The organism is Pseudomonas orientalis, assembly GCF_022807995.1.
Classification (GTDB): domain Bacteria; phylum Pseudomonadota; class Gammaproteobacteria; order Pseudomonadales; family Pseudomonadaceae; genus Aquipseudomonas; species Aquipseudomonas orientalis_B.
Map to the genome: position 1 here is coordinate 5,056,515 of NZ_CP094351.1, position 18,282 is coordinate 5,074,796.

The 18,282-nt window shown below is 62.2% G+C and carries 18 protein-coding genes; 5 read left to right on the forward strand and 13 right to left on the reverse strand.

What is annotated here, in order from left to right; all coding sequences use genetic code 11:
* Positions 1-72: 72 nt before the first annotated feature.
* Positions 73-834 (reverse strand): YdcF family protein, encoded by a 762-nt coding sequence (locus MRY17_RS22585; RefSeq protein ID WP_181283132.1) that lies wholly within the window; start codon positions 832-834, stop codon positions 73-75.
* 95 nt (positions 835-929) lie between these two features.
* Complete coding sequence (locus tag MRY17_RS22590) at positions 930-1,247, reverse strand: hypothetical protein (RefSeq protein WP_243352899.1); 318 nt, start codon at positions 1,245-1,247, stop codon at positions 930-932.
* Positions 1,248-1,507: 260 nt separating this feature from the next.
* Between MRY17_RS22590 and leuS the strand changes: the two genes are divergently transcribed.
* The 5 genes from leuS to MRY17_RS22615 all read left to right on the forward strand — a co-directional run bounded on the left by leuS (position 1,508) and on the right by MRY17_RS22615 (position 7,654).
* A complete protein-coding gene (leuS, locus tag MRY17_RS22595) occupies positions 1,508-4,114 on the forward strand; it encodes a leucine--tRNA ligase (RefSeq protein WP_243352900.1) in 2,607 nt (868 codons plus the stop codon).
* Positions 4,115-4,203: 89 nt separating this feature from the next.
* Positions 4,204-4,809, forward strand: a complete 606-nt coding sequence (gene lptE, locus MRY17_RS22600; RefSeq protein WP_181283129.1) for an LPS assembly lipoprotein LptE — start codon at positions 4,204-4,206, stop codon at positions 4,807-4,809.
* 39 nt (positions 4,810-4,848) lie between these two features.
* Positions 4,849-5,886, forward strand: coding sequence for a DNA polymerase III subunit delta (gene holA / locus MRY17_RS22605; RefSeq protein ID WP_243352901.1), 1,038 nt, complete (start codon positions 4,849-4,851; stop codon positions 5,884-5,886).
* 215 nt (positions 5,887-6,101) lie between these two features.
* Positions 6,102-6,266, forward strand: a complete 165-nt coding sequence (arfA, locus tag MRY17_RS22610; protein WP_003237016.1) for an alternative ribosome rescue factor ArfA — start codon at positions 6,102-6,104, stop codon at positions 6,264-6,266.
* Positions 6,267-6,328: 62 nt separating this feature from the next.
* A complete protein-coding gene (locus MRY17_RS22615) occupies positions 6,329-7,654 on the forward strand; it encodes a lytic murein transglycosylase (RefSeq protein ID WP_243352902.1) in 1,326 nt (441 codons plus the stop codon).
* Positions 7,655-7,763: 109 nt separating this feature from the next.
* Here MRY17_RS22615 and MRY17_RS22620 read toward each other — a convergent pair whose 3' ends face one another.
* The 11 genes from MRY17_RS22620 to rsfS form a co-directional block, all read right to left on the reverse strand.
* Positions 7,764-8,681 (reverse strand): S66 peptidase family protein, encoded by a 918-nt coding sequence (locus MRY17_RS22620; protein ID WP_243352903.1) that lies wholly within the window; start codon positions 8,679-8,681, stop codon positions 7,764-7,766.
* 148 nt (positions 8,682-8,829) lie between these two features.
* A complete protein-coding gene (gene lipA / locus MRY17_RS22625; protein WP_164485131.1) occupies positions 8,830-9,831 on the reverse strand; it encodes a lipoyl synthase in 1,002 nt (333 codons plus the stop codon).
* Positions 9,832-9,856: 25 nt separating this feature from the next.
* Positions 9,857-10,504: a lipoyl(octanoyl) transferase LipB gene (gene lipB / locus MRY17_RS22630; RefSeq protein WP_181283125.1), complete on the reverse strand. Its 648-nt coding sequence runs from the start codon at positions 10,502-10,504 to the stop codon at positions 9,857-9,859.
* Positions 10,504-10,782 carry a DUF493 domain-containing protein gene (locus tag MRY17_RS22635; RefSeq protein WP_181283124.1) on the reverse strand — a complete coding sequence of 93 codons (279 nt, stop codon included), beginning with the start codon at positions 10,780-10,782 and terminating at the stop codon, positions 10,504-10,506. The genes lipB and MRY17_RS22635 overlap by 1 nt, the downstream gene beginning before the upstream one ends.
* A gap of 84 nt (positions 10,783-10,866) precedes the next feature.
* Positions 10,867-12,024: a D-alanyl-D-alanine carboxypeptidase family protein gene (locus MRY17_RS22640; protein ID WP_181283123.1), complete on the reverse strand. Its 1,158-nt coding sequence runs from the start codon at positions 12,022-12,024 to the stop codon at positions 10,867-10,869.
* Between the two features lie 177 nt (positions 12,025-12,201).
* Positions 12,202-13,206: a septal ring lytic transglycosylase RlpA family protein gene (locus MRY17_RS22645; protein ID WP_243352904.1), complete on the reverse strand. Its 1,005-nt coding sequence runs from the start codon at positions 13,204-13,206 to the stop codon at positions 12,202-12,204.
* Positions 13,206-14,216: a lytic murein transglycosylase B gene (mltB, locus tag MRY17_RS22650; protein WP_181283121.1), complete on the reverse strand. Its 1,011-nt coding sequence runs from the start codon at positions 14,214-14,216 to the stop codon at positions 13,206-13,208. Before mltB ends, MRY17_RS22645 begins: the two co-directional genes overlap by 1 nt.
* 17 nt (positions 14,217-14,233) lie before the next feature.
* Positions 14,234-15,337, reverse strand: a complete 1,104-nt coding sequence (gene rodA, locus MRY17_RS22655; protein ID WP_057724897.1) for a rod shape-determining protein RodA — start codon at positions 15,335-15,337, stop codon at positions 14,234-14,236.
* 31 nt (positions 15,338-15,368) lie between these two features.
* A complete protein-coding gene (gene mrdA / locus MRY17_RS22660; RefSeq protein ID WP_124427663.1) occupies positions 15,369-17,267 on the reverse strand; it encodes a penicillin-binding protein 2 in 1,899 nt (632 codons plus the stop codon).
* 15 nt (positions 17,268-17,282) lie between these two features.
* The gene (gene rlmH, locus MRY17_RS22665; protein ID WP_003176297.1) at positions 17,283-17,750 is read right to left on the reverse strand and encodes a 23S rRNA (pseudouridine(1915)-N(3))-methyltransferase RlmH; all 468 of its coding nucleotides are present in this window, start codon (positions 17,748-17,750) and stop codon (positions 17,283-17,285) included.
* A 9-nt stretch (positions 17,751-17,759) separates the two neighbouring features.
* On the reverse strand, positions 17,760-18,254 hold the full coding sequence (gene rsfS, locus MRY17_RS22670; protein WP_003237041.1) for a ribosome silencing factor: 495 nt from the start codon (positions 18,252-18,254) through the stop codon (positions 17,760-17,762).
* Positions 18,255-18,282 lie beyond the last annotated feature (28 nt).

Genomic DNA, 18,282 nt, shown 5'->3' on the forward strand with positions numbered 1-18,282 from the left:
ATTTGATACTGATACACCGCTATCGGGGGCAAGCCCCCTCCCACATTTTGATCTGCATTTTAATCAGCAGGGTCAGCGATAGAACAGCCTATACCCCACCTGCCCCACCGCCTCATTGATCAACTGCCCGCTCTGCCACACCGACTTGACCTCCGGCATCCACCCGCCGAGCGGTCGACCGTGATCCACGCCCAGGAACCCCACCGGCCCGGGCACCACAGTGAAGCCGGCCTTCTCAAAGCTCCACACCGAACGCGGCATATGCCAGGCCTGGGTCACCACCACCACGCGCTTTATGCCCTGGGGCAACAGAATGTCGGCGCTCATCTGCGCATTTTCCCAAGTGGTGCGGCTGCGCTCTTCCTTCCAACGCACAGCGACGTCGAAGTCATCCTGCATCGACACCGCCATCAGCTCCGCTTCGCTGGGCGGCGTGCCGTAATGCAAGCCGCCACTGGTCAGCACCGGCAACCCGGATGCCTTGGCCAGACGCGCCGCGTAACGCTCACGCTCCAGGCCGATACCGGTGGGCTGGTCGGAGCCCCACGCAATGTCGCCGCGCTCACGACCGGAGCCCAGCACCACAATCGCATCGGCGCGCTGGGCCAGGTGTGCCCAGTCCTCGCGGGCCAGAGGCGGCGCTGTTTCCAGGGCGCGTGCGCCCCACTGCACCATCACCGGCAGGCTGATCAACCACATCCCGCCCAAACCCAAGGCAAAGCAGGCCCCGGCCAAGCGCGGGCGACTACGGCGCAACCACCAGGCAAGCACCAGCAACAGTAGGAAAATACCGGGCGGCAACAACAATTGTTTAATGAAATAACGAAAAGGCATCGGGCATCTCCAAAGATGCCCGAAGCCTAGATGCAACGGGGTTCAGCAACAATCCTTACCAGCATATTTTGTAAAGGTTAATGATAACGCGGGGGTCATTTGCACCGTACGGACCGGACCTTTTCCGGGCCGCGTCCAGCCGCCATGTCCTTCAGCCAAATCACCTTGGCCGAACCGGAAGGCTCGCGGACTGGCAGGGAAGCCGGCCCCTGAGCGGCACGTTGGTGACGCAATTCCAGATAGCGATTGATCAGTTCCAGCTCTGCCTGGCTCAAGCCTCGCAACTCCAGTTCCAGAGGCCGCTCATCACGCAATCGGCCTGCGGTCCTTGCGGCATCCAATGCCCGACCCAAACGGTCGATCAGTCCTTCATACAACTGCGGTTTCGTCAAAGTTCGCTGCGATTCAGCCATCCCCTCACCTCATTGAAGAAATACTTGCTCCCCACCAAACAGCGTAGCCCCCGTGGCTGCGCCTGCCCACTGCCGCGACAGACGGCCTGGCCTGCGCAATCAGGGTTTCCCTCGATAGAGTGGGGTCATGTATGCTACGGCGCTTCCTGTAACTCCACTTCCCGCAGGGTTTGGGCACGGACGCGCCGCTTTTGGTGTCGATCAACCCGAACGTTGCACCGAAGAGGATTAGGCCACCCCTATTCAGTTCAAAAGTAGCCATGCACGAACAATATCAGCCCCGTGAAATAGAAAATGCCGCACAAACCTTCTGGGACGAACAAAAGTCCTTTGAAGTCAGCGAACAGCCAGGCAAGGAGACGTTCTATTGCCTATCGATGTTCCCTTACCCCAGCGGCAAGCTACACATGGGGCACGTGCGTAACTACACCATCGGCGACGTGATTTCCCGCTACCAGCGCATGCTCGGCAAGAACGTTCTGCAACCCATGGGTTGGGACGCTTTCGGCATGCCGGCGGAAAACGCCGCGATGAAAAACAACGTGGCGCCCGCCAAGTGGACCTACGAAAACATCGCCTACATGAAGACCCAGCTGCGCAGCCTGGGCCTGGCGGTGGACTGGTCCCGCGAAGTGACCACCTGCAAGCCGGACTATTACCGCTGGGAACAATGGCTGTTCACTCGCCTGTTCGAAAAAGGCGTGATCTACAAAAAAAGCGGCACCGTGAACTGGGACCCGGTCGACCAGACCGTCCTGGCCAACGAGCAGGTGATCGATGGTCGCGGCTGGCGCTCCGGCGCGCTGATCGAAAAACGCGAAATCCCGATGTACTACTTCAAGATCACCGCCTACGCGGATGAACTCTTGTCGAGCCTCGACGACTTGCCGGGCTGGCCTGAGCAGGTCAAGACCATGCAGCGCAACTGGATCGGCAAATCCAAGGGCATGGAAGTGCAGTTCCCGTACAACGTCGACTCGATCGGCGAAGCCGGCGCACTCAAGGTCTTCACGACCCGTCCGGACACCCTGATGGGCGCGACTTATGTCGCCGTGGCCGCCGAACACCCGCTGGCCACCCAGGCTGCACAGAACAACCCTGAGCTGCAGGCGTTCATCGCCGAGTGCAAGGGCGGCAGCGTGGCCGAAGCCGACGTCGCCACCCAGGAGAAAAAAGGCCTGCCGACCGGGCTGTTCGTCGAGCACCCGCTGACGGGCGAGAAATTGCCGGTGTGGGTCGCCAACTATGTGCTGATGCATTACGGCGATGGCGCTGTAATGGCAGTGCCGGCCCACGACGAGCGTGACTTCGAATTCGCCACCAAGTACAGCCTGCCGATCAAGTCGGTGGTACGCACCAGCGCGGGCGACACCAACCCGGCCCCGTGGCAGGACGCCTACGGCGAGCACGGCGAGCTGATCAACTCCGGCGAGTTCGACGGCCTGGACTTCCAGGGCGCTTTCGACGCCATCGAAGTTGCCCTGATCAAGAAAAACCTCGGTGCCTCGCGCACCCAGTTCCGCCTGCGCGACTGGGGCATCAGCCGCCAGCGCTACTGGGGCTGCCCGATCCCGATCATCCATTGCCAAAGCTGTGGCGACGTGCCGGTACCGGAAGACCAACTGCCGGTGGTCCTGCCCGAAGACGTGGTACCGGACGGCGCCGGTTCGCCACTGGCGCGCATGCCCGAGTTCTACGAATGCAGCTGCCCGAAATGCGGCCAGCCTGCCAAGCGCGAAACCGACACCATGGATACCTTCGTGGAGTCCTCGTGGTACTACGCCCGCTACGCCTCGCCGCACTATGAAGGTGGCCTGGTGGAAAAATCCGCCGCCGACCACTGGTTGCCGGTGGATCAGTACATCGGCGGTATCGAGCACGCCATCCTGCACCTGCTGTACGCGCGCTTCTTCCACAAGCTGATGCGTGACGAAGGGCTGGTCAGCTCCGACGAGCCGTTCAAGAACCTGCTGACCCAGGGCATGGTGATTGCCGACACCTACTATCGTCGTGAAGCCAATGGCGCCTACACCTGGTTCAACCCGGCGGACGTCGAGCTCGAGCGTGACAGCAAGGCCAAGGTCATCAGCGCCAGGCTCAAGTCCGACGGCCTGCCGGTGGAAATCGGCGGCACCGAGAAGATGGCCAAGTCGAAGAACAACGGCGTCGACCCGCAATCGATGATCGATCAGTTCGGCGCCGACACCTGCCGCCTGTTCATGATGTTCGCCTCGCCGCCCGACATGAGCGCCGAATGGTCCGACTCCGGCGTCGAAGGCTCGCACCGCTTCCTCAAGCGCGTCTGGCGCCTGGCCCATGCCCACGTCAGCCAGGGCTTGCCGGGCAAGCTGGACGTCGCGGCCTTGAATGATGAGCAGAAAGCCATTCGTCGCAGCACCCACCTGGCCATCCGCCAGGCCAGCCAGGACGTAGGGCAGAACCACAAGTTCAACACCGCCATCGCCCAGGTGATGACGCTGATGAACGTGCTGGAAAAAGCCCCGCAGGCCACGGCACAGGATCGCGCATTGATCCAGGAGGGCCTGGAAACGGTGACCCTGCTGCTGGCGCCGATCACGCCGCACATCAGCCACGAACTGTGGAACCGCCTGGGCCACAGCGGCGCCGTCATCGACGCCCGCTGGCCGGTGCAGGATGACAGCGCGCTGGTACAGGACACCCTGCAGTTGGTGATTCAGGTCAATGGCAAATTGCGCGGCCAGATCGACATGCCGGCCAGCGCGAGCCGTGAAGAAGTCGAAGCCGCTGCACGCTGCAACGAGAACGTGCTGCGCTTTACCGAAGGCCTGACGATCCGCAAAGTGATCGTAGTGCCCGGAAAACTGGTCAATATCGTCGCCAGCTAAATCGGATCGGGCGCAGGGCTCAAGCCCTGCGCCGAACTAAACCTTCAGGGCCTCGATACGGCCCGCCTGGTTTCAAGGGGAGCAACAACATGATCAAACGCAATCTGCTGGTAATGGGCCTGGCCGTTCTGTTGAGCGCTTGCGGCTTCCAGCTGCGCGGCACCGGCACCAATGAGCTGTCGCTCAAGGAACTCGACGTCAGCGCACGTAACGCCTACGGCGAAACCGTGACGCAACTGCGTCAGAGCCTGGAAAACAGCGGCGTGCACGTCTATTCCGGCGCCACCTACAAGCTGAACCTGGTCGATGAGCGCGAAACCCAGCGCAACATCAGCTACGCCAGTGCCGGTCGCGCGTCCGATATCGAGTTGGCCACCACCGTCAACTTCGAAATACAGGGCCGCGATAACTTGCCGCTGATGGGTGACAAGATCCAGGTGCAGAAAGTTGTGAGCCACGATGGCAACAACCTGGTGGGTTCGGACTCGGAGACCCTCCAGGTGCGCAAGGAGATGCGTCGTGATCTGATCCAGCGCATGATGACTCGCCTGCAACTGCTGACCCCGGAAAAACTCGCGGAGCTGCAGCAGATCGCCGACAACAAGGCCAAGGCTGACGCCGACGCCCTGAAGGCTGCGCAAGAGTATGAAGACAACACGCCGAAACAGTCGCCTGTTGAAGTGCCTGTCGAGTAAGCCAAACGGGGCGCTCCTGGCGCCCCGTTCGCCCTGCCTATGAAACTCGCCCCCGCCCAACTCGCCAAACACCTGCAAGGTGGCCTCGCGCCTGTCTATATTGTCAGCGGCGATGACCCGTTGCTGTGCCAGGAAGCGGCCGATGCGATTCGCTCGGCGGCGCGCCAGCAAGGTTTCGACGAACGCCAAGTGTTCAGTGCCGACGCCAGTTTCGACTGGGGAACGTTGCTGCAAGCCGGCGCGAGCATGTCGCTGTTTGCCGAAAAACGCCTGCTGGAACTGCGCTTGCCCTCGGGCAAGCCGGGCGATAAAGGCGCGGCAGCGTTGATCGAATATTGCTCGCGCCCTGCTGAAGATACGGTGTTGCTGATCAGCCTGCCCAAGCTCGATGGCAGTGCGCAGAAGACCAAATGGGGCAAGGCCCTGGTGGAAGGTCCGCAGAGCCAGTTCATTCAGATCTGGCCGGTGGACAGCAGCCAGCTGCCGCAGTGGATTCGTCAACGCCTGTCACAGTCGGGGCTGTCGGCCACGCAAGAGGCCGTCGAGCTGATCGCCGCCAGGGTTGAAGGCAACCTCCTGGCTGCCGCCCAGGAGATCGAAAAACTCAAGCTGATGGCCGAAGAGGGGCAAATCACTGTCGAAACCGTCCAAGGCGCGGTGGCTGACAGTGCTCGGTTCGATGTATTCGGGCTGGTGGATGCGATCCTCAACGGCGAACCCGCCCACGCCTTGCGCATGCTCGAAGGGCTGCGCGGCGAGGGTGTGGAACCGCCGGTGATTCTCTGGGCCCTGGCCCGGGAGCTGCGGGTACTGGCCAATATTGCCTTGCAATACAGTCAGGGCACGCCGCTGGACAAATGCTTCAGCCAGGCCCGACCGCCGGTGTGGGACAAGCGCAAGCCCCTGATGAGTAAGGCCCTGCAACGGCACTCGGCGCAACGCTGGGCGCAATTGCTGCTGGAAGCGCAGCGCATCGATGCGCAGATCAAGGGCCAGGCGGCCGGTTCGCCGTGGATGAGCCTGAGCCGCTTGTCGCTGCTGATGGCCGGCCAGCGCCTGGCGCTGCCTGCAGAGTAATCCTCTATCAGCAAAACCGCAGGTCTAATGTGGGAGGGGGCTTGCCCCCGATAGCGGAGTGTCAGGGTCATATATGCCGCTGATACACCGCTATCGGGGGCAAGCCCCCTCCCACATTTTGACCGTGTAACTTCCTACAGATTGCCGGGCTTTACAGCGGCTCAACTTCGGTAGATTATTTTCGCCGCTCCACCCATCCAACGAGAGACCCGACCATGAGCAAAAAGCCATCCAAGCATGGCCCGAACAAGGCCAAATCCATCATCGCCCAGCCACTGTTCCGCAGCCGTCAGGAACGCGCCGGCAAGGGCAAAGGCAGCTACCGCCGCGAAGCCTTCCAGTCTGACAGCTGGGAGGCTTCTTACTTTCTGGCTGCCTGAAGGCAAGCGCCCCTCTGGCATGATAAGGTCTGCACTTGATTTGTAACCCCCTGGACCTGTGCATGCCCTCTAGTCTTTCCCGTCGCTGGCACCTTCGCCAGTTGATTGCTGCCTCCAGCCTCATTCTGCTTGTCGCCTGCGCGGAAAAACCCACCGCTGCGGACGCTCAACCCCTGCCCACGCTCAAGACCGCACCGGCTATCGCACCTGCCGTCGTCGCGCCGTTGGCGGTGGATAACCTGGACATCCAACCGACCCAGACCTTCGCCGAATGGCAGGCCGGCTTTCGTGCGCAGGCCCTGCAAGCCGGGATCACGGCCGAGGTCTTCGATAATGCCTTCGCCGGCGTCAGCCCGGACATGGCCGTGATTCGCGCCGACCGCAGCCAGCCGGAGTTTTCCCGGCCGGTGTGGGAATACATCGATGGCGCGCTGTCGCCGCTGCGCGTGCGCAACGGTCAGGCGTTGCTGGTGAAATACGCCGATATCCTGCAGCGCATCGAGGAGCGTTATGGCGTTGATCGCCAGGCACTGGTCTCGGTGTGGGGCATGGAAAGCAACTTCGGCCAGTTCCAGGGCAATAACTCGGTGATCCGCTCCCTCGCGACCCTGGCCTATGAAGGCCGCCGCCCGGCGTTTGCACAGGCGCAACTGCTGGCGGCGCTGCAGATCATCCAGCACGGCGATATCCCGGCCGACCAGATGAAAGGCTCCTGGGCCGGCGCGATGGGCCAGACCCAATTCATACCCACCACCTACAACACCCACGCGGTGGACTTTGACGGTGACGGTCGCCGCGATATCTGGAACAGCCCGGGTGACGCCCTCGCCTCCACCGCCCATTACCTGCAAAGCTCCGGTTGGCAGAAGGGCCAACCGTGGGGCGTCGAGGTGCAGCCACTGCCCTCGGGCTTCGACTTTTCCCTGGCCGATGGCGGCATCCGCAAGACCGTGGCCGAATGGCTGAAACTGGGCATCCAGCTGCCGCCCGGCACGAGCCTGCCAGCCAACGTCGAGCAACTGTCCGCCGCCCTGTTGTTGCCCGCCGGCTACCGTGGCCCGGCGTTCCTGGTGCTGGATAACTTCCGCGCGATCCTCAAGTACAACAACTCATCGTCCTATGCACTGGCCGTTGGCCTGCTGTCGGAGCGCTTTGGTGGCGGTGGGGTGATTCGCGGAAGCTGGCCGAAGGATGAGCTGCCGCTGAGCCGCTCGCAACGTATCGACCTGCAGACGGCGCTCAGCGCCAAAGGTTATGACGCGGGCAATGCCGACGGGATCATCGGCGCCAACACGCGCAAGGCGATTCGGGCGGCGCAGCAAGCGTTGGGCTGGCCGGCGGATGGGTATCCGACGGTGAAGTTGCTGGAGGCGCTGCAAAGCCGATAGATCTGCTTAGGGCAACTACCGCCATCGGGGGCAAGCCCCCTCCCACATTTTGAAATGCATTCCAAGTGTGGGAGGGGGCTTGCCCCCGATAGGATCTGGCAGGCGACCACTATTTACAGACTACATCCTGCTCCAGCACCACCCGCTGTTCCCCCGCATCCAACCGCACCAGCGCGCCCATCGGCAGCGTCAGGTTCGGATCGCAATGCCCACTGCGCCAGCCAGCCAGCACCGGAATGCACAGCGGCTCGAAGGTCTGTTTCAACAGTCGTTCAAGCGCCACCTGATCCACACCGGCCACATCCCCCACCAATACCCCCGCAACCTGATCGAGCTTGCCCGCCAGGCGCAGGTGCGTCAGGAGGCGGTCGATGCGATAGAGCGGCTCATTGACGTCCTCGATAAACAGGATGATGCCTTCGGCGTCAATTTCATAAGCGGTGCCCATCACCGCCGCAATCATTGATAAGTTACCGCCCAGCAAGCGACCGCAGGCGATGCCTGGCTCGATGGTGGTCAAGGGGTAGGCCACCGGGTGCGCGAGCACACTGCCGGCGCCCAGCTGGCCACGCAACAGGCTGAACAGCGAGGACTCGGTAGGTGGTTGCTTGTCACCGAGCAGGTCTGCATTGAGCATCGGCCCGTGGAAAGTGACGAAGCCGGCGTAGCGGTTGATCGCCAGATGCAAGGCGGTGATGTCACTGTAGCCGACGAAGGGCTTGGGGTTGGCGCGCAGCAGGTCGAAGTCCAGTGCGTCGAGCAAGCGTGGCGTGCCGTAGCCGCCGCGCAGGCAGAAGATGGCATCGATTTTGGGATCGGCGAAGGCGGCGTGAAGGTCGCGCAGGCGCACTTGATCGCTACCGGCGAGGTAGCCATCGCGTTCGTACACACCGGGAAAAATGCGCAGCTCGTAGCCACGGGTGCGCATCCACTGCCCGGCTTTTTCGACGTCCAGCGCGGCTGGGCCGGCGGGGGCGATCAGGCCAATGGTGCCTTCGAGGCGCAATGCGGGTACGGGGGCTGTCATCCATGGTCTCCCTGATTAATACGCAACGAATGTGGGAGGGGGCTTGCCCCCGATGGCGGCTTGGCAGCCAATACTCAAGGGACTGACACACCGCAATCGGGGGCAAGCCCCCTCCCACATTGGACCTGCGGTGTTACACAAACCTTTATTAAGAAACCAGGCTCGCCTTGACCAGCTTGGCCTGTTCATCGGCGTGATACGAAGACCGTACCAGCGGGCCCGAGGCGACGTTCTTGAAGCCCATCTTGTAGCCTTCCTCGGCGAACCAGGCGAAGGTGTCCGGGTGCACGAAACGCTGCACCGGCAAGTGGCTGCGGGACGGTTGCAGGTACTGGCCCAGGGTCAGCATGTCGATGTCGTGCTCGCGCATGCGCTTCATGACTTCGATGACTTCTTCGTCGGTTTCGCCCAGGCCCAGCATCAGGCCGGACTTGGTCGGAATGTGCGGCATCATCTGCTTGAATTTCTGCAGCAGGGTCAGCGACCACTGGTAATCCGAACCCGGACGCGCAGCCTTGTACAGGCGCGGCACGGTTTCCAGGTTGTGGTTGAACACATCCGGCGGCTCGGCGGCAGTGATTTGCAGCGCCACGTCCATGCGCCCACGGTAGTCGGGCACCAGGGTTTCGAGCATCACGTTGGGCGACAGTTTACGGATTTCGCGGATGCAGTCGGCAAAGTGCTGGGCACCGCCGTCACGCAAGTCGTCACGGTCCACCGAGGTGATCACTACGTATTTGAGTTTCAAGTCGGCGATGGCGATGGCCAGGCTTTGCGGCTCGTTGACGTCCAGCGGCTTCGGCCGGCCGTGACCCACGTCGCAGAACGGGCAACGACGGGTGCAGATGTCACCCATGATCATGAAAGTGGCGGTACCGCCGGAGAAGCATTCACCCAGGTTCGGGCAGGACGCTTCTTCGCACACGCTGTGCAGCTTGTGTTTGCGCAGCAGCGCCTTGATACGGTCGACTTCCGGCGAGACCGGGATACGCACGCGAATCCAGTCGGGCTTTTTCGGCAGTTCGGTGGTCGGAATGATCTTCACCGGGATGCGTGCAACCTTCTCGGCGCCGCGCAGCTTGACGCCGGCTTCCACCTTGGCACGCGGGGCCGGGGCTGGACGCTCGGTGATGTCCAGCGTCGGGATCATGGTTTGCACAACATCAGTAGTCATATCAATCGATTCCGCCCGTCAGGGTCGTCTGCTCAGCATAGTCGAGGTGTTTGACGAGCTGCGCGCGCAGCCGGGCACTTACCTCGGCAAATTCTATGGGTGTTGCGTGGTCGCTCAACTGGGTCATCGCCAGCCCCGCATAGCCGCACGGGTTGATCCGCTGGAACGGGGCCAGGTCCATGTCCACATTCAGGGCCAGGCCATGAAAGGAACAGCCGTGCCGAATGCGCAGCCCGAGGGAAGCGATTTTCGCGCCCTCCACATACACACCCGGTGCATCGGGCTTGGCCGCGGCGGTCACGCCGTAACTGGCCAGCAGCTCGATCAGGCAAGCCTCCATGCGGCTGACCAGATCACGCACGCCAAACCCCAGCTTGCGCACATCCAGCAACAGATAGGCAACCAGTTGGCCAGGCCCATGGTAAGTCACTTGACCCCCTCGGTCGACCTGCACCACCGGAATATCACCTGGAAGCAGCAGATGCTCGGCCTTGCCGGCCTGGCCCTGGGTGAATACCGGCGGGTGCTCGACCAGCCAGATTTCATCCGCTGCCGCGCTGCCGCGCTCGTTGGTGAAGCGCTGCATGGCGTGCCAGACGGGCTCATAGTCCATCCGGCCGAGCTCGCGAAAGCCCAGGACGTGCGACATCACAGCACCATGTGCACGAAGCCGGTGGCCCGCAGTTCGCTGTTGATGTTGTAGAGCTGGTCCTGATCCGTCGCAACGATGTGCAACTGGATCGTCGTGTATTTACCCGTGGAGCTGGAGCGCTCGTCCACGCGGTTGTCGTTGATGGTCGCGTGTTTGCGCACAATTTCGAGAATCGTGTCTTTGCGACCTACGCCGGTATCGCTGATCACCTTGATGGGATAATCCGTCACCGGAAATTCGATCTTTGGCGCCTTTACTTCTTCTTTATCGGTCATGGCAGAACGGCCTCGTAAGCGGTAAGCCGTGGCGACGGCAAAGCCCCGCGTCGGATCAACGCGGGGCTTTGCAGGTGCACACAATCAGTTGAACAAGCCGTAGAAGAATAGACGGATGCTATCCCACACGCGGCGGAAGATACCACCTTCGTCGACGGCGTCCAGTGCGATCAGGTCGGCGCTGTGCACGACTTTGTCGTCCAGCTTCACTTCAACCTTGCCGATCACATCGCCCTTGGCGATTGGCGCAACCAGTTGCGGGTTCAGAGTCATGCTGGCAGCGAGCTTTTTCAGCTGGCCTTTAGGCATGGTCAGGGTCAGGTCGTCAGCCAGGCCGGCCTTGACCTGGGAAGTCGCGCCCTTCCAGACCGGCGCAGTCGCAAGCTCAGTACCCTTCTGATAGAAGGTCTGGGTTTCGAAGAAGCGGAAGCCGTAGGTCAGCAGCTTTTGCGTCTCGGCCGCACGGGCCTGTTCGCTGTTGGTGCCGAAGACCACGGCGATCAGGCGCTGGCCATCACGCACAGCGGACGACACCATGCAGTAGCCGGCTTCGTCGGTGTGGCCGGTTTTCAGGCCGTCGACGGTCTTGTCGCGCCACAGCAACAGGTTGCGGTTAGGCTGCTTGATGTTGTTCCAGAAGAATTCCTTCTGGGAGTAGATGGCGTAGTGCACCGGGTCGACACGGATGATCGCGCGAGCCAGGATCGCCATGTCGTGGGCCGACGAATAATGCTCCGGGTTCGGCAGGCCGGTCGGGTTCATGAAGTGGCTGTTGGTCATGCCCAGGTCGCTGGCCGTCTTGTTCATCATGTCGGCGAACGCATCTTCGCTGCCGGCGATATGCTCGGCCAGGGCTACGCTGGCGTCGTTGCCGGACTGGATGATGATGCCGTGCAGCAGGTCGCTGACCGTGACTTGCGAACCGACCTTGATGAACATGCGCGAACCACCGGTACGCCAGGCGTTCTCGCTGACGGTCACCGGATCGTTCTCGCCGATCTGGCCGCGACGGATTTCCAGGGTCGCGATGTAGGCGGTCATCAGCTTGGTCAGGCTGGCAGGCGGCAGGCGCACGTCACCACCGTTTTCGACCAGCACGTTGCCACTGGCGGCATCCATGAGGACCCAGGACTTGGCGGCCAGTTGCGGGGAAGCCGGCACCATCTCAACCGCCCAGGCGGCCGGGGTGATGATCAGCGAGATAAGCAGGCACGTACGTTTGGCTAAGGTGGTGATGTTCATCCGTCTCTCGAAATTGCTTATGGAAACTTGCCCTCGCGGGCAAAACTATTCAGACAGCCCGCTTCCAGACTGTCACGTGTTCGGTTGCCCGCTCACCCCTTGCCCCTGGGTTTTATTGTTCAACGAGCCAACAACCAGGGCCCGGGCACGCGCCTGAGCCTTCAATCCTCTATTGCCTTATTCCGCGGTCACTACGCTGGGTTGTCCCAGATTAGCCAGGCGTACGCTGTTCTGCACTTGCGCAACCTCGCTCGGCGAGCCGATCGGCCCCATGCGCACGCGGTGCAGGGTTTGCTGGTTACGCACGATGGAACTGATGAACACCGGCGCGCTGACCATGCTGCTGAGCTTGGACCTTAACAGCTCTGCCGCATCCGGGTTGGCGAAAGCGCCCACCTGCAGGTACTGCCCGCCCACCTTGGAGGCGCCGGGCGCCGCATGGGGCACGACCACGGTATCCGGAGCATGCTGCGCCGGCGGCGGCGTCCATTGTTCGATCTTGCCGGTCGACGCCGTCACCTGCGGTTGCGCGGTTTGCGGCTCGTTGAGCATCAACGGCGCCGGCTTGCCACGCTGGGCCCAATACTGCGCCGGGTCGATGCCTTCGACTTTCACCCGGGCGGTGCCGATTTCGGCATAACCAAGTTTCTTTGCGGCGGCATAGGAGAGGTCGATGATCCGGTCCGAATAGAACGGCCCACGGTCGTTGACCCGCAGAATCACGGTGCGGTTGTTGTCCAGGTTGGTCACGCGCACGTAGCTGGGCAGCGGCAGGGTCTTGTGCGCCGCACTCATGCCGTAGAGGTCATACACTTCGCCATTGGCGGTGTTCTGGCCATGGAACTTGGTCCCGTACCAGGACGCCGTGCCCGACTGCACGTAGGTCCTGGATTCCTGCAGCGGGAAGTAATTCTTGCCCAGCACGGTATAGGGGTTGGCCTTGTAGGGGCCGGTGTGCAGGGTTGGCGTGGCATCCGGGATCTTCGACACATCCACGTCCCACCACGGCGCGCCGTCCTTGTGCGCACGGTTGATGTCCAGGCCCGGCTGGGCGCGAACAACCGCGCCACCAGCCTTTTTGGTCGGCGCACGGTTCGGCGTCGTGGAGCAACTGGCGACCAGCAGGGACAACGCGGCGAACGCCACCAGCTTGAGCGGTTGTTTGAACGGCGATACCCGCATTACTTGTTGCCCCGTGCTTGAACCAGCTCGTCTGACAGCTGATGCACGGCCATGGCGTACATCACACTGCGGTTATAACGCGTGATTGCGTAGAAATTCTTCAGGCCCATCCAGTATTCCGGGCCCTGTTCACCTTCGAGGCGGAACGCCGTCACCGGCATATCATCGCGTGGCGCATTCTGACTCGACCAGCCCAGCGCTCGCAACTCCCCGACGGTCTTCACCGGGTCGATCCCCTGGGTCAGGCCTTCGTCGGCACGCTCGCCCGTCACATCGGCGCGCACGACCACCGGTTCTCCGCCGACCCAGCCGTGGCGCTTGAAGTAGCTGGCCACGCTGCCGATGGCATCGTCGGGATTGCTCCAGATATTGATATGCCCGTCGCCGTCGAAATCCACCGCGTAGGCGCGAAAGCTGCTCGGCATGAACTGCGGCAAGCCCATCGCCCCGGCATAGGAGCCCTTGAGGGTCATCGGGTCGACTTGTTCTTCGCGGGCCAGCAACAGGAATTCGCGCAGCTCCTTGCGGAAGAACTCGGCGCGCGGCGGGTAATCGAAGCCCAGGGTCGACAAGGCGTCGATCACCCGGTAACTGCCGGTGTTGCGGCCGTAGAAGGTTTCAATGCCGATGATCGCGACGATGACCTGGGCCGGCACGCCGTATTCCTGCTCGGCGCGGGCCAGTACCGCCTCATGCTGGCGCCAGAAGTCCACGCCCCGCGCCACACGGGCGTCGGTGAGGAACATCGGGCGATATTCCTTCCATTGCTTGACCCGCTCGGCGGGGCGCGAGATGGCGTCGAGGATCGCCTGCTTTTTGCGGGCTTCGCGAAACACGCCCATCAACTGTTCACCGGCGAAACCGTAGTCGCGGGTCATCTCGCCGACGAATTCGGCGACCTGAGGTGAGCCATCGTAGTCACCGGCCTGCACCTCCTGCGTTGCGCCCAGCAGCCCGATCAGGCCCATCCAGGACGCATGCCGAGTGGCCCAGCCGCGCATTACTTGCATTGACATCTTCACCTTATTCAAACCTGAGCGATCCATTTGCGATGCGTATGAATCGACATCAAAACCCCAAACGCTGACAGCAATGTCACCAGCGAAGTTCCGCCGTAGCTAATGAATGGCAACGGCACCCCAACCACCGGCAACAGGCCACTGACCATACCGATGTTGACGAAAACATAAACAAAAAACGTCATGGTCAGACTGCCGGCCAGCAACTTGCCGAACAGGGTCTGGGCCTGCGCGGTAATTACCAGCCCGCGCCCGATCAACAGCAAATAGATCAGCAGCAGCGCGCAAATGCCTACCAGGCCGAACTCTTCGCCCATCACCGCGATAATGAAGTCGGTGTGGCTTTCGGGCAGAAAATCCAGGTGCGATTGGGTACCCAGCAGCCAGCCCTTGCCGAACACGCCGCCGGAGCCGATGGCCGCCTTGGACTGGATGATGTTCCAGCCGGTGCCCAGCGGGTCGCTTTCGGGGTCGAGGAACGTCAGGATCCGCTGCTTTTGATAGTCGTGCATAAAGAAGAACCACATGGCCACCGCCACCGGCACCGCAGCGGCCAGCACGCTGAGAATCCAGCGCCAGCGCAGGCCCCCCATGAACAGCACGAACGCGCCCCCCGCCAGGATCAGCAGCGAGGTGCCGAGGTCCGGCTGGCGCACGATCAGAATGAACGGCACGCCGATCAGGATCAGGCTGATACCCACATGCTTGAGCTGGGGCGGCAAGGTGCGCTTGGACAGGTACCAGGCGATGGTGGCCGGCATCAGGATCTTCATGAATTCCGACGGCTGGAAGCGAATCACCCCCGGGATGTTGATCCAGCGGGTCGCGCCCATGGCGTTGTGGCCCATCACGTCCACCACCACCAGCAGCAACACCCCGGCCACATACCCCAGCGGCACCCAGCGCGCCATGAAGCGCGGCTCGAGCTGGGCGATCACCACCATCGACAACAGGCCCAGGCCGAACGACGACGCTTGCTTGATCAGCAGGTCCCAGTTCTTGCCGCTGGCCGAATACAGCACGAACAGGCTGCCGGCCGCCAGTATCAAAAGCAGCACCAGCAACGGGCCATCAATGTGCATGCGTTGCAGCAACGTCGCACGGCGACGCATCACATCTTCACTGGAGAGGATGCGGTCAAAATTACTCTTCACGGGCCGTAACCTCGGGGCTTGAAGGGGGGCCGCCATATTCGGGCTTGAGCTTGCCGTCAGGGCCAAGCAGCCACGCATCCATGATCTGGCGCACCACTGGCGCGGCCACACCGGAGCCGGACTCGCCGTTCTCCACCATCACCGCCACCACGATTTTCGGGTCGTCGGCGGGGGCAAAGCCGACAAACAAGGCGTGGTCGCGATGGCGTTCCTGAACCTTGGAGCGGTCATATTTTTCACCCTGCTTGATCGCGACCACCTGGGCGGTACCGCTCTTGCCGGCGATGCGGTATTGCGCGCCGAGCGCCGCCTTGCGTGCGGTGCCGCGAGCGCCGTGCATCACCTGCTGCATGCCGTGATTGACCTTGGCCCAGTCGGAAGGGTCGCGCAGCACGATATCCGGGATCGGGTTTTCATCCACCGGTTTCTCGCCCTCGATGGTCCTGGCCAGGTGCGGACGGTTCCACACGCCCTTGTTCGCCACCAGCGCAGTCGCCTGGGCCAGTTGCAGCGGGGTGGCCTGCATATAGCCCTGGCCGATGCCGAGGATCAGGGTTTCGCCGGGGAACCAGGCCTGGCGGCGCGTCGCGCGCTTCCATTCGCGCGACGGCATCAGGCCGGGAGACTCTTCGAACATGTCCAGGGAGACCTTCTGACCGAGACCGAACTTGCCCATGTAGGCCGCCAGGCGATCGATCCCCAGCTTGTGGGCCAGGTCATAGAAATAGGTGTCGTTGGAGCGCATGATGGCGGTGTCCAGGTCGACATAGCCGTCACCGGAGCGGTTCCAGTTACGGTATTTGTGATCGTAGTTGGGCAGCATGTAGTAGCCGGGGTCATAGACCCGGCTCGACGCGGTGACCACCCCCGAATCCAGGCCGGCAATCGCCACCGCCGGCTTGATGGTCGACCCCGGCGGATACAGGCCGCGCAACACGCGGTTGAATAGAGGCCGGTCGATCGAATCGCGCAATTCGGCGTAGGCCTTGAAGCTGATGCCGGTCACGAACAGGTTGGGGTCAAAACTTGGCTGGCTGACCATGGCCAGGACTTCGCCAGTCTTCGGGTCCAGCGCCACCACCGCGCCGCGACGACCGCCCAGCGCCATTTCGGCGGCTTCCTGCAACTTGATGTCCAGGCTCAGCACGATGTCCTTGCCCGGCAAGGGGTCGGTGCGCTTGAGCACGCGCAGCACGCGGCCGCGGGCGTTGGTCTCGACCTCTTCGTAACCCACCTGGCCGTGCAGCTCGGGCTCGTAGAAACGCTCGATGCCGGTTTTGCCGATGTGATGGGTGCCGCTGTAATTGACCGGATCGAGGCTTTTGAGCTCTTTCTCGTTGATGCGCCCCATGTAGCCGACCGAGTGGGCAAAGTGCGGCCCCTGCGGGTAGTGCCGCACCAACTGCGCCACCACCTCCACCCCCGGCAGGCGGAACTGGTTCACCGCGATCCGCGCGATCTGCTCTTCGTTCAGCTCGAACAGGATCGGCACCGGCTCGAAAGGCCGGCGCCCCTGCCTCATGCGCTTCTCGAAAATCACCCGGTCTTCCGGTGTCAGCTGCAGCACCTCGACAATCACATCGAGCACCTGCTGCCAGTCGCCGGAACGCTCGCGGGTCATGCTCAGGCTGAAGCTGGGCCGGTTATCCGCCACCACCACGCCATTGCGGTCGAAAATCAGCCCACGGGTCGGCGGGATCGGCTGCACATGCACCCGATTGTTTTCCGACAAGGTGGAGTGATACTCGTACTGGATCACCTGCAGGTAATACAGACGGGCGATCAGCACACCAATCAATGCCACCACCATGATCGCGCCAAACACCACGCGCGCGCGTACTAGACGTGCGTCTTTCTCGTGGTCCTTGATGCGGATCGGCTGGGTCATCGGCTATGGCGCAGATTATTTGTGATAAGGGTGCCCGGACAGAACTGTCCAGGCGCGATACAGCTGTTCACCGATCAGAATCCTTACCAACGGGTGCGGCAGTGTCAACGCAGACAACGACCAGCGCTGGTCAGCCCGCGCACAGACTTCCGGCGCCAGCCCTTCGGGGCCGCCGACCATGAAGTTGACAGTGCGCGAATCCAGGCGCCAGCGGTCCAGTTCCACCGCCAGTTGCTCGGTGCTCCAGGGCTTGCCGTGCACTTCAAGGGTGACGATGCGCTCGTTGGGGCCGACCTTGGCCAACATGGCTTCGCCTTCCTGACGGATAAAGCGCGCCACGTCGGCGTTCTTGCCCCGAGTGTTGAGCGGTATTTCCACCAGCTCAAGCGACAGCTCGGCAGGCAGGCGCTTGGCATACTCGTGCCAGCCCTCTTCCACCCACTTGGGCATGCGTGAACCGACAGCGATCAGACGCAGGCGCACAGCCGTTCCTTATTCCTGGTCTTTGTTGAGCTTGTCGAAGTGCGCGTGGCCCACTTCCGGGCTGTGGTGCTTGCCATCGGCGGCACGGCTCTGCTCGGCGCCTTTCCACAGACGTTCCAGGTCGTAGAACTGGCGGGCGTTGGAGGTCATCATGTGCACGATCACGTCGTCCATGTCCAGCAGCACCCAGTCGCTGTCGCCCTTGCCTTCTTCACCCAGCGGCTTGACGCCCTGGGCCTTGACGGCTTCGCGCACCTTGTCGAGCATTGCGCCGATCTGGCGGTTGGAAGTACCGGTGGCGATGATCATGTAGTCAGTGATGCTCTGCTTGTCGCGCACGTCCAGCACCTGGATGTCCTGGGCCTTCACGTCTTCCAGGGCAGCCACGGCGACTTTTACCAGCTCTTCGCCAGCCAGTTCCGGGCCAACGTGGGCTTCTACCGGCAGCGGTGCGCTCTTGAAAGTGCCTTTGCGCTTAACTTTGCTTACGTCTTTGTTCGTCATATAAAACTCGTTTTGCTCGTATGTTCGG

Bases quoted from the DNA above. Each gene is read 5' to 3' on its own strand.
- MRY17_RS22585 (WP_181283132.1), bottom strand. From the start codon at position 834: ATGCCTTTTCGTTATTTCATTAAACAATTGTTGTTGCCGCCCGGTATT.
- MRY17_RS22590 (WP_243352899.1), bottom strand. From the start codon at position 1,247: ATGGCTGAATCGCAGCGAACTTTGACGAAACCGCAGTTGTATGAAGGA.
- leuS (WP_243352900.1), top strand. From the start codon at position 1,508: ATGCACGAACAATATCAGCCCCGTGAAATAGAAAATGCCGCACAAACC.
- lptE (WP_181283129.1), top strand. From the start codon at position 4,204: ATGATCAAACGCAATCTGCTGGTAATGGGCCTGGCCGTTCTGTTGAGC.
- holA (WP_243352901.1), top strand. From the start codon at position 4,849: ATGAAACTCGCCCCCGCCCAACTCGCCAAACACCTGCAAGGTGGCCTC.
- arfA (WP_003237016.1), top strand. From the start codon at position 6,102: ATGAGCAAAAAGCCATCCAAGCATGGCCCGAACAAGGCCAAATCCATC.
- MRY17_RS22615 (WP_243352902.1), top strand. From the start codon at position 6,329: ATGCCCTCTAGTCTTTCCCGTCGCTGGCACCTTCGCCAGTTGATTGCT.
- MRY17_RS22620 (WP_243352903.1), bottom strand. From the start codon at position 8,681: ATGACAGCCCCCGTACCCGCATTGCGCCTCGAAGGCACCATTGGCCTG.
- lipA (WP_164485131.1), bottom strand. From the start codon at position 9,831: ATGATCCCGACGCTGGACATCACCGAGCGTCCAGCCCCGGCCCCGCGT.
- lipB (WP_181283125.1), bottom strand. From the start codon at position 10,504: ATGTCGCACGTCCTGGGCTTTCGCGAGCTCGGCCGGATGGACTATGAG.
- MRY17_RS22635 (WP_181283124.1), bottom strand. From the start codon at position 10,782: ATGACCGATAAAGAAGAAGTAAAGGCGCCAAAGATCGAATTTCCGGTG.
- MRY17_RS22640 (WP_181283123.1), bottom strand. From the start codon at position 12,024: ATGAACATCACCACCTTAGCCAAACGTACGTGCCTGCTTATCTCGCTG.
- MRY17_RS22645 (WP_243352904.1), bottom strand. From the start codon at position 13,206: ATGCGGGTATCGCCGTTCAAACAACCGCTCAAGCTGGTGGCGTTCGCC.
- mltB (WP_181283121.1), bottom strand. From the start codon at position 14,216: ATGCAAGTAATGCGCGGCTGGGCCACTCGGCATGCGTCCTGGATGGGC.
- rodA (WP_057724897.1), bottom strand. From the start codon at position 15,337: ATGCGTCGCCGTGCGACGTTGCTGCAACGCATGCACATTGATGGCCCG.
- mrdA (WP_124427663.1), bottom strand. From the start codon at position 17,267: ATGACCCAGCCGATCCGCATCAAGGACCACGAGAAAGACGCACGTCTA.
- rsfS (WP_003237041.1), bottom strand. From the start codon at position 18,254: ATGACGAACAAAGACGTAAGCAAAGTTAAGCGCAAAGGCACTTTCAAG.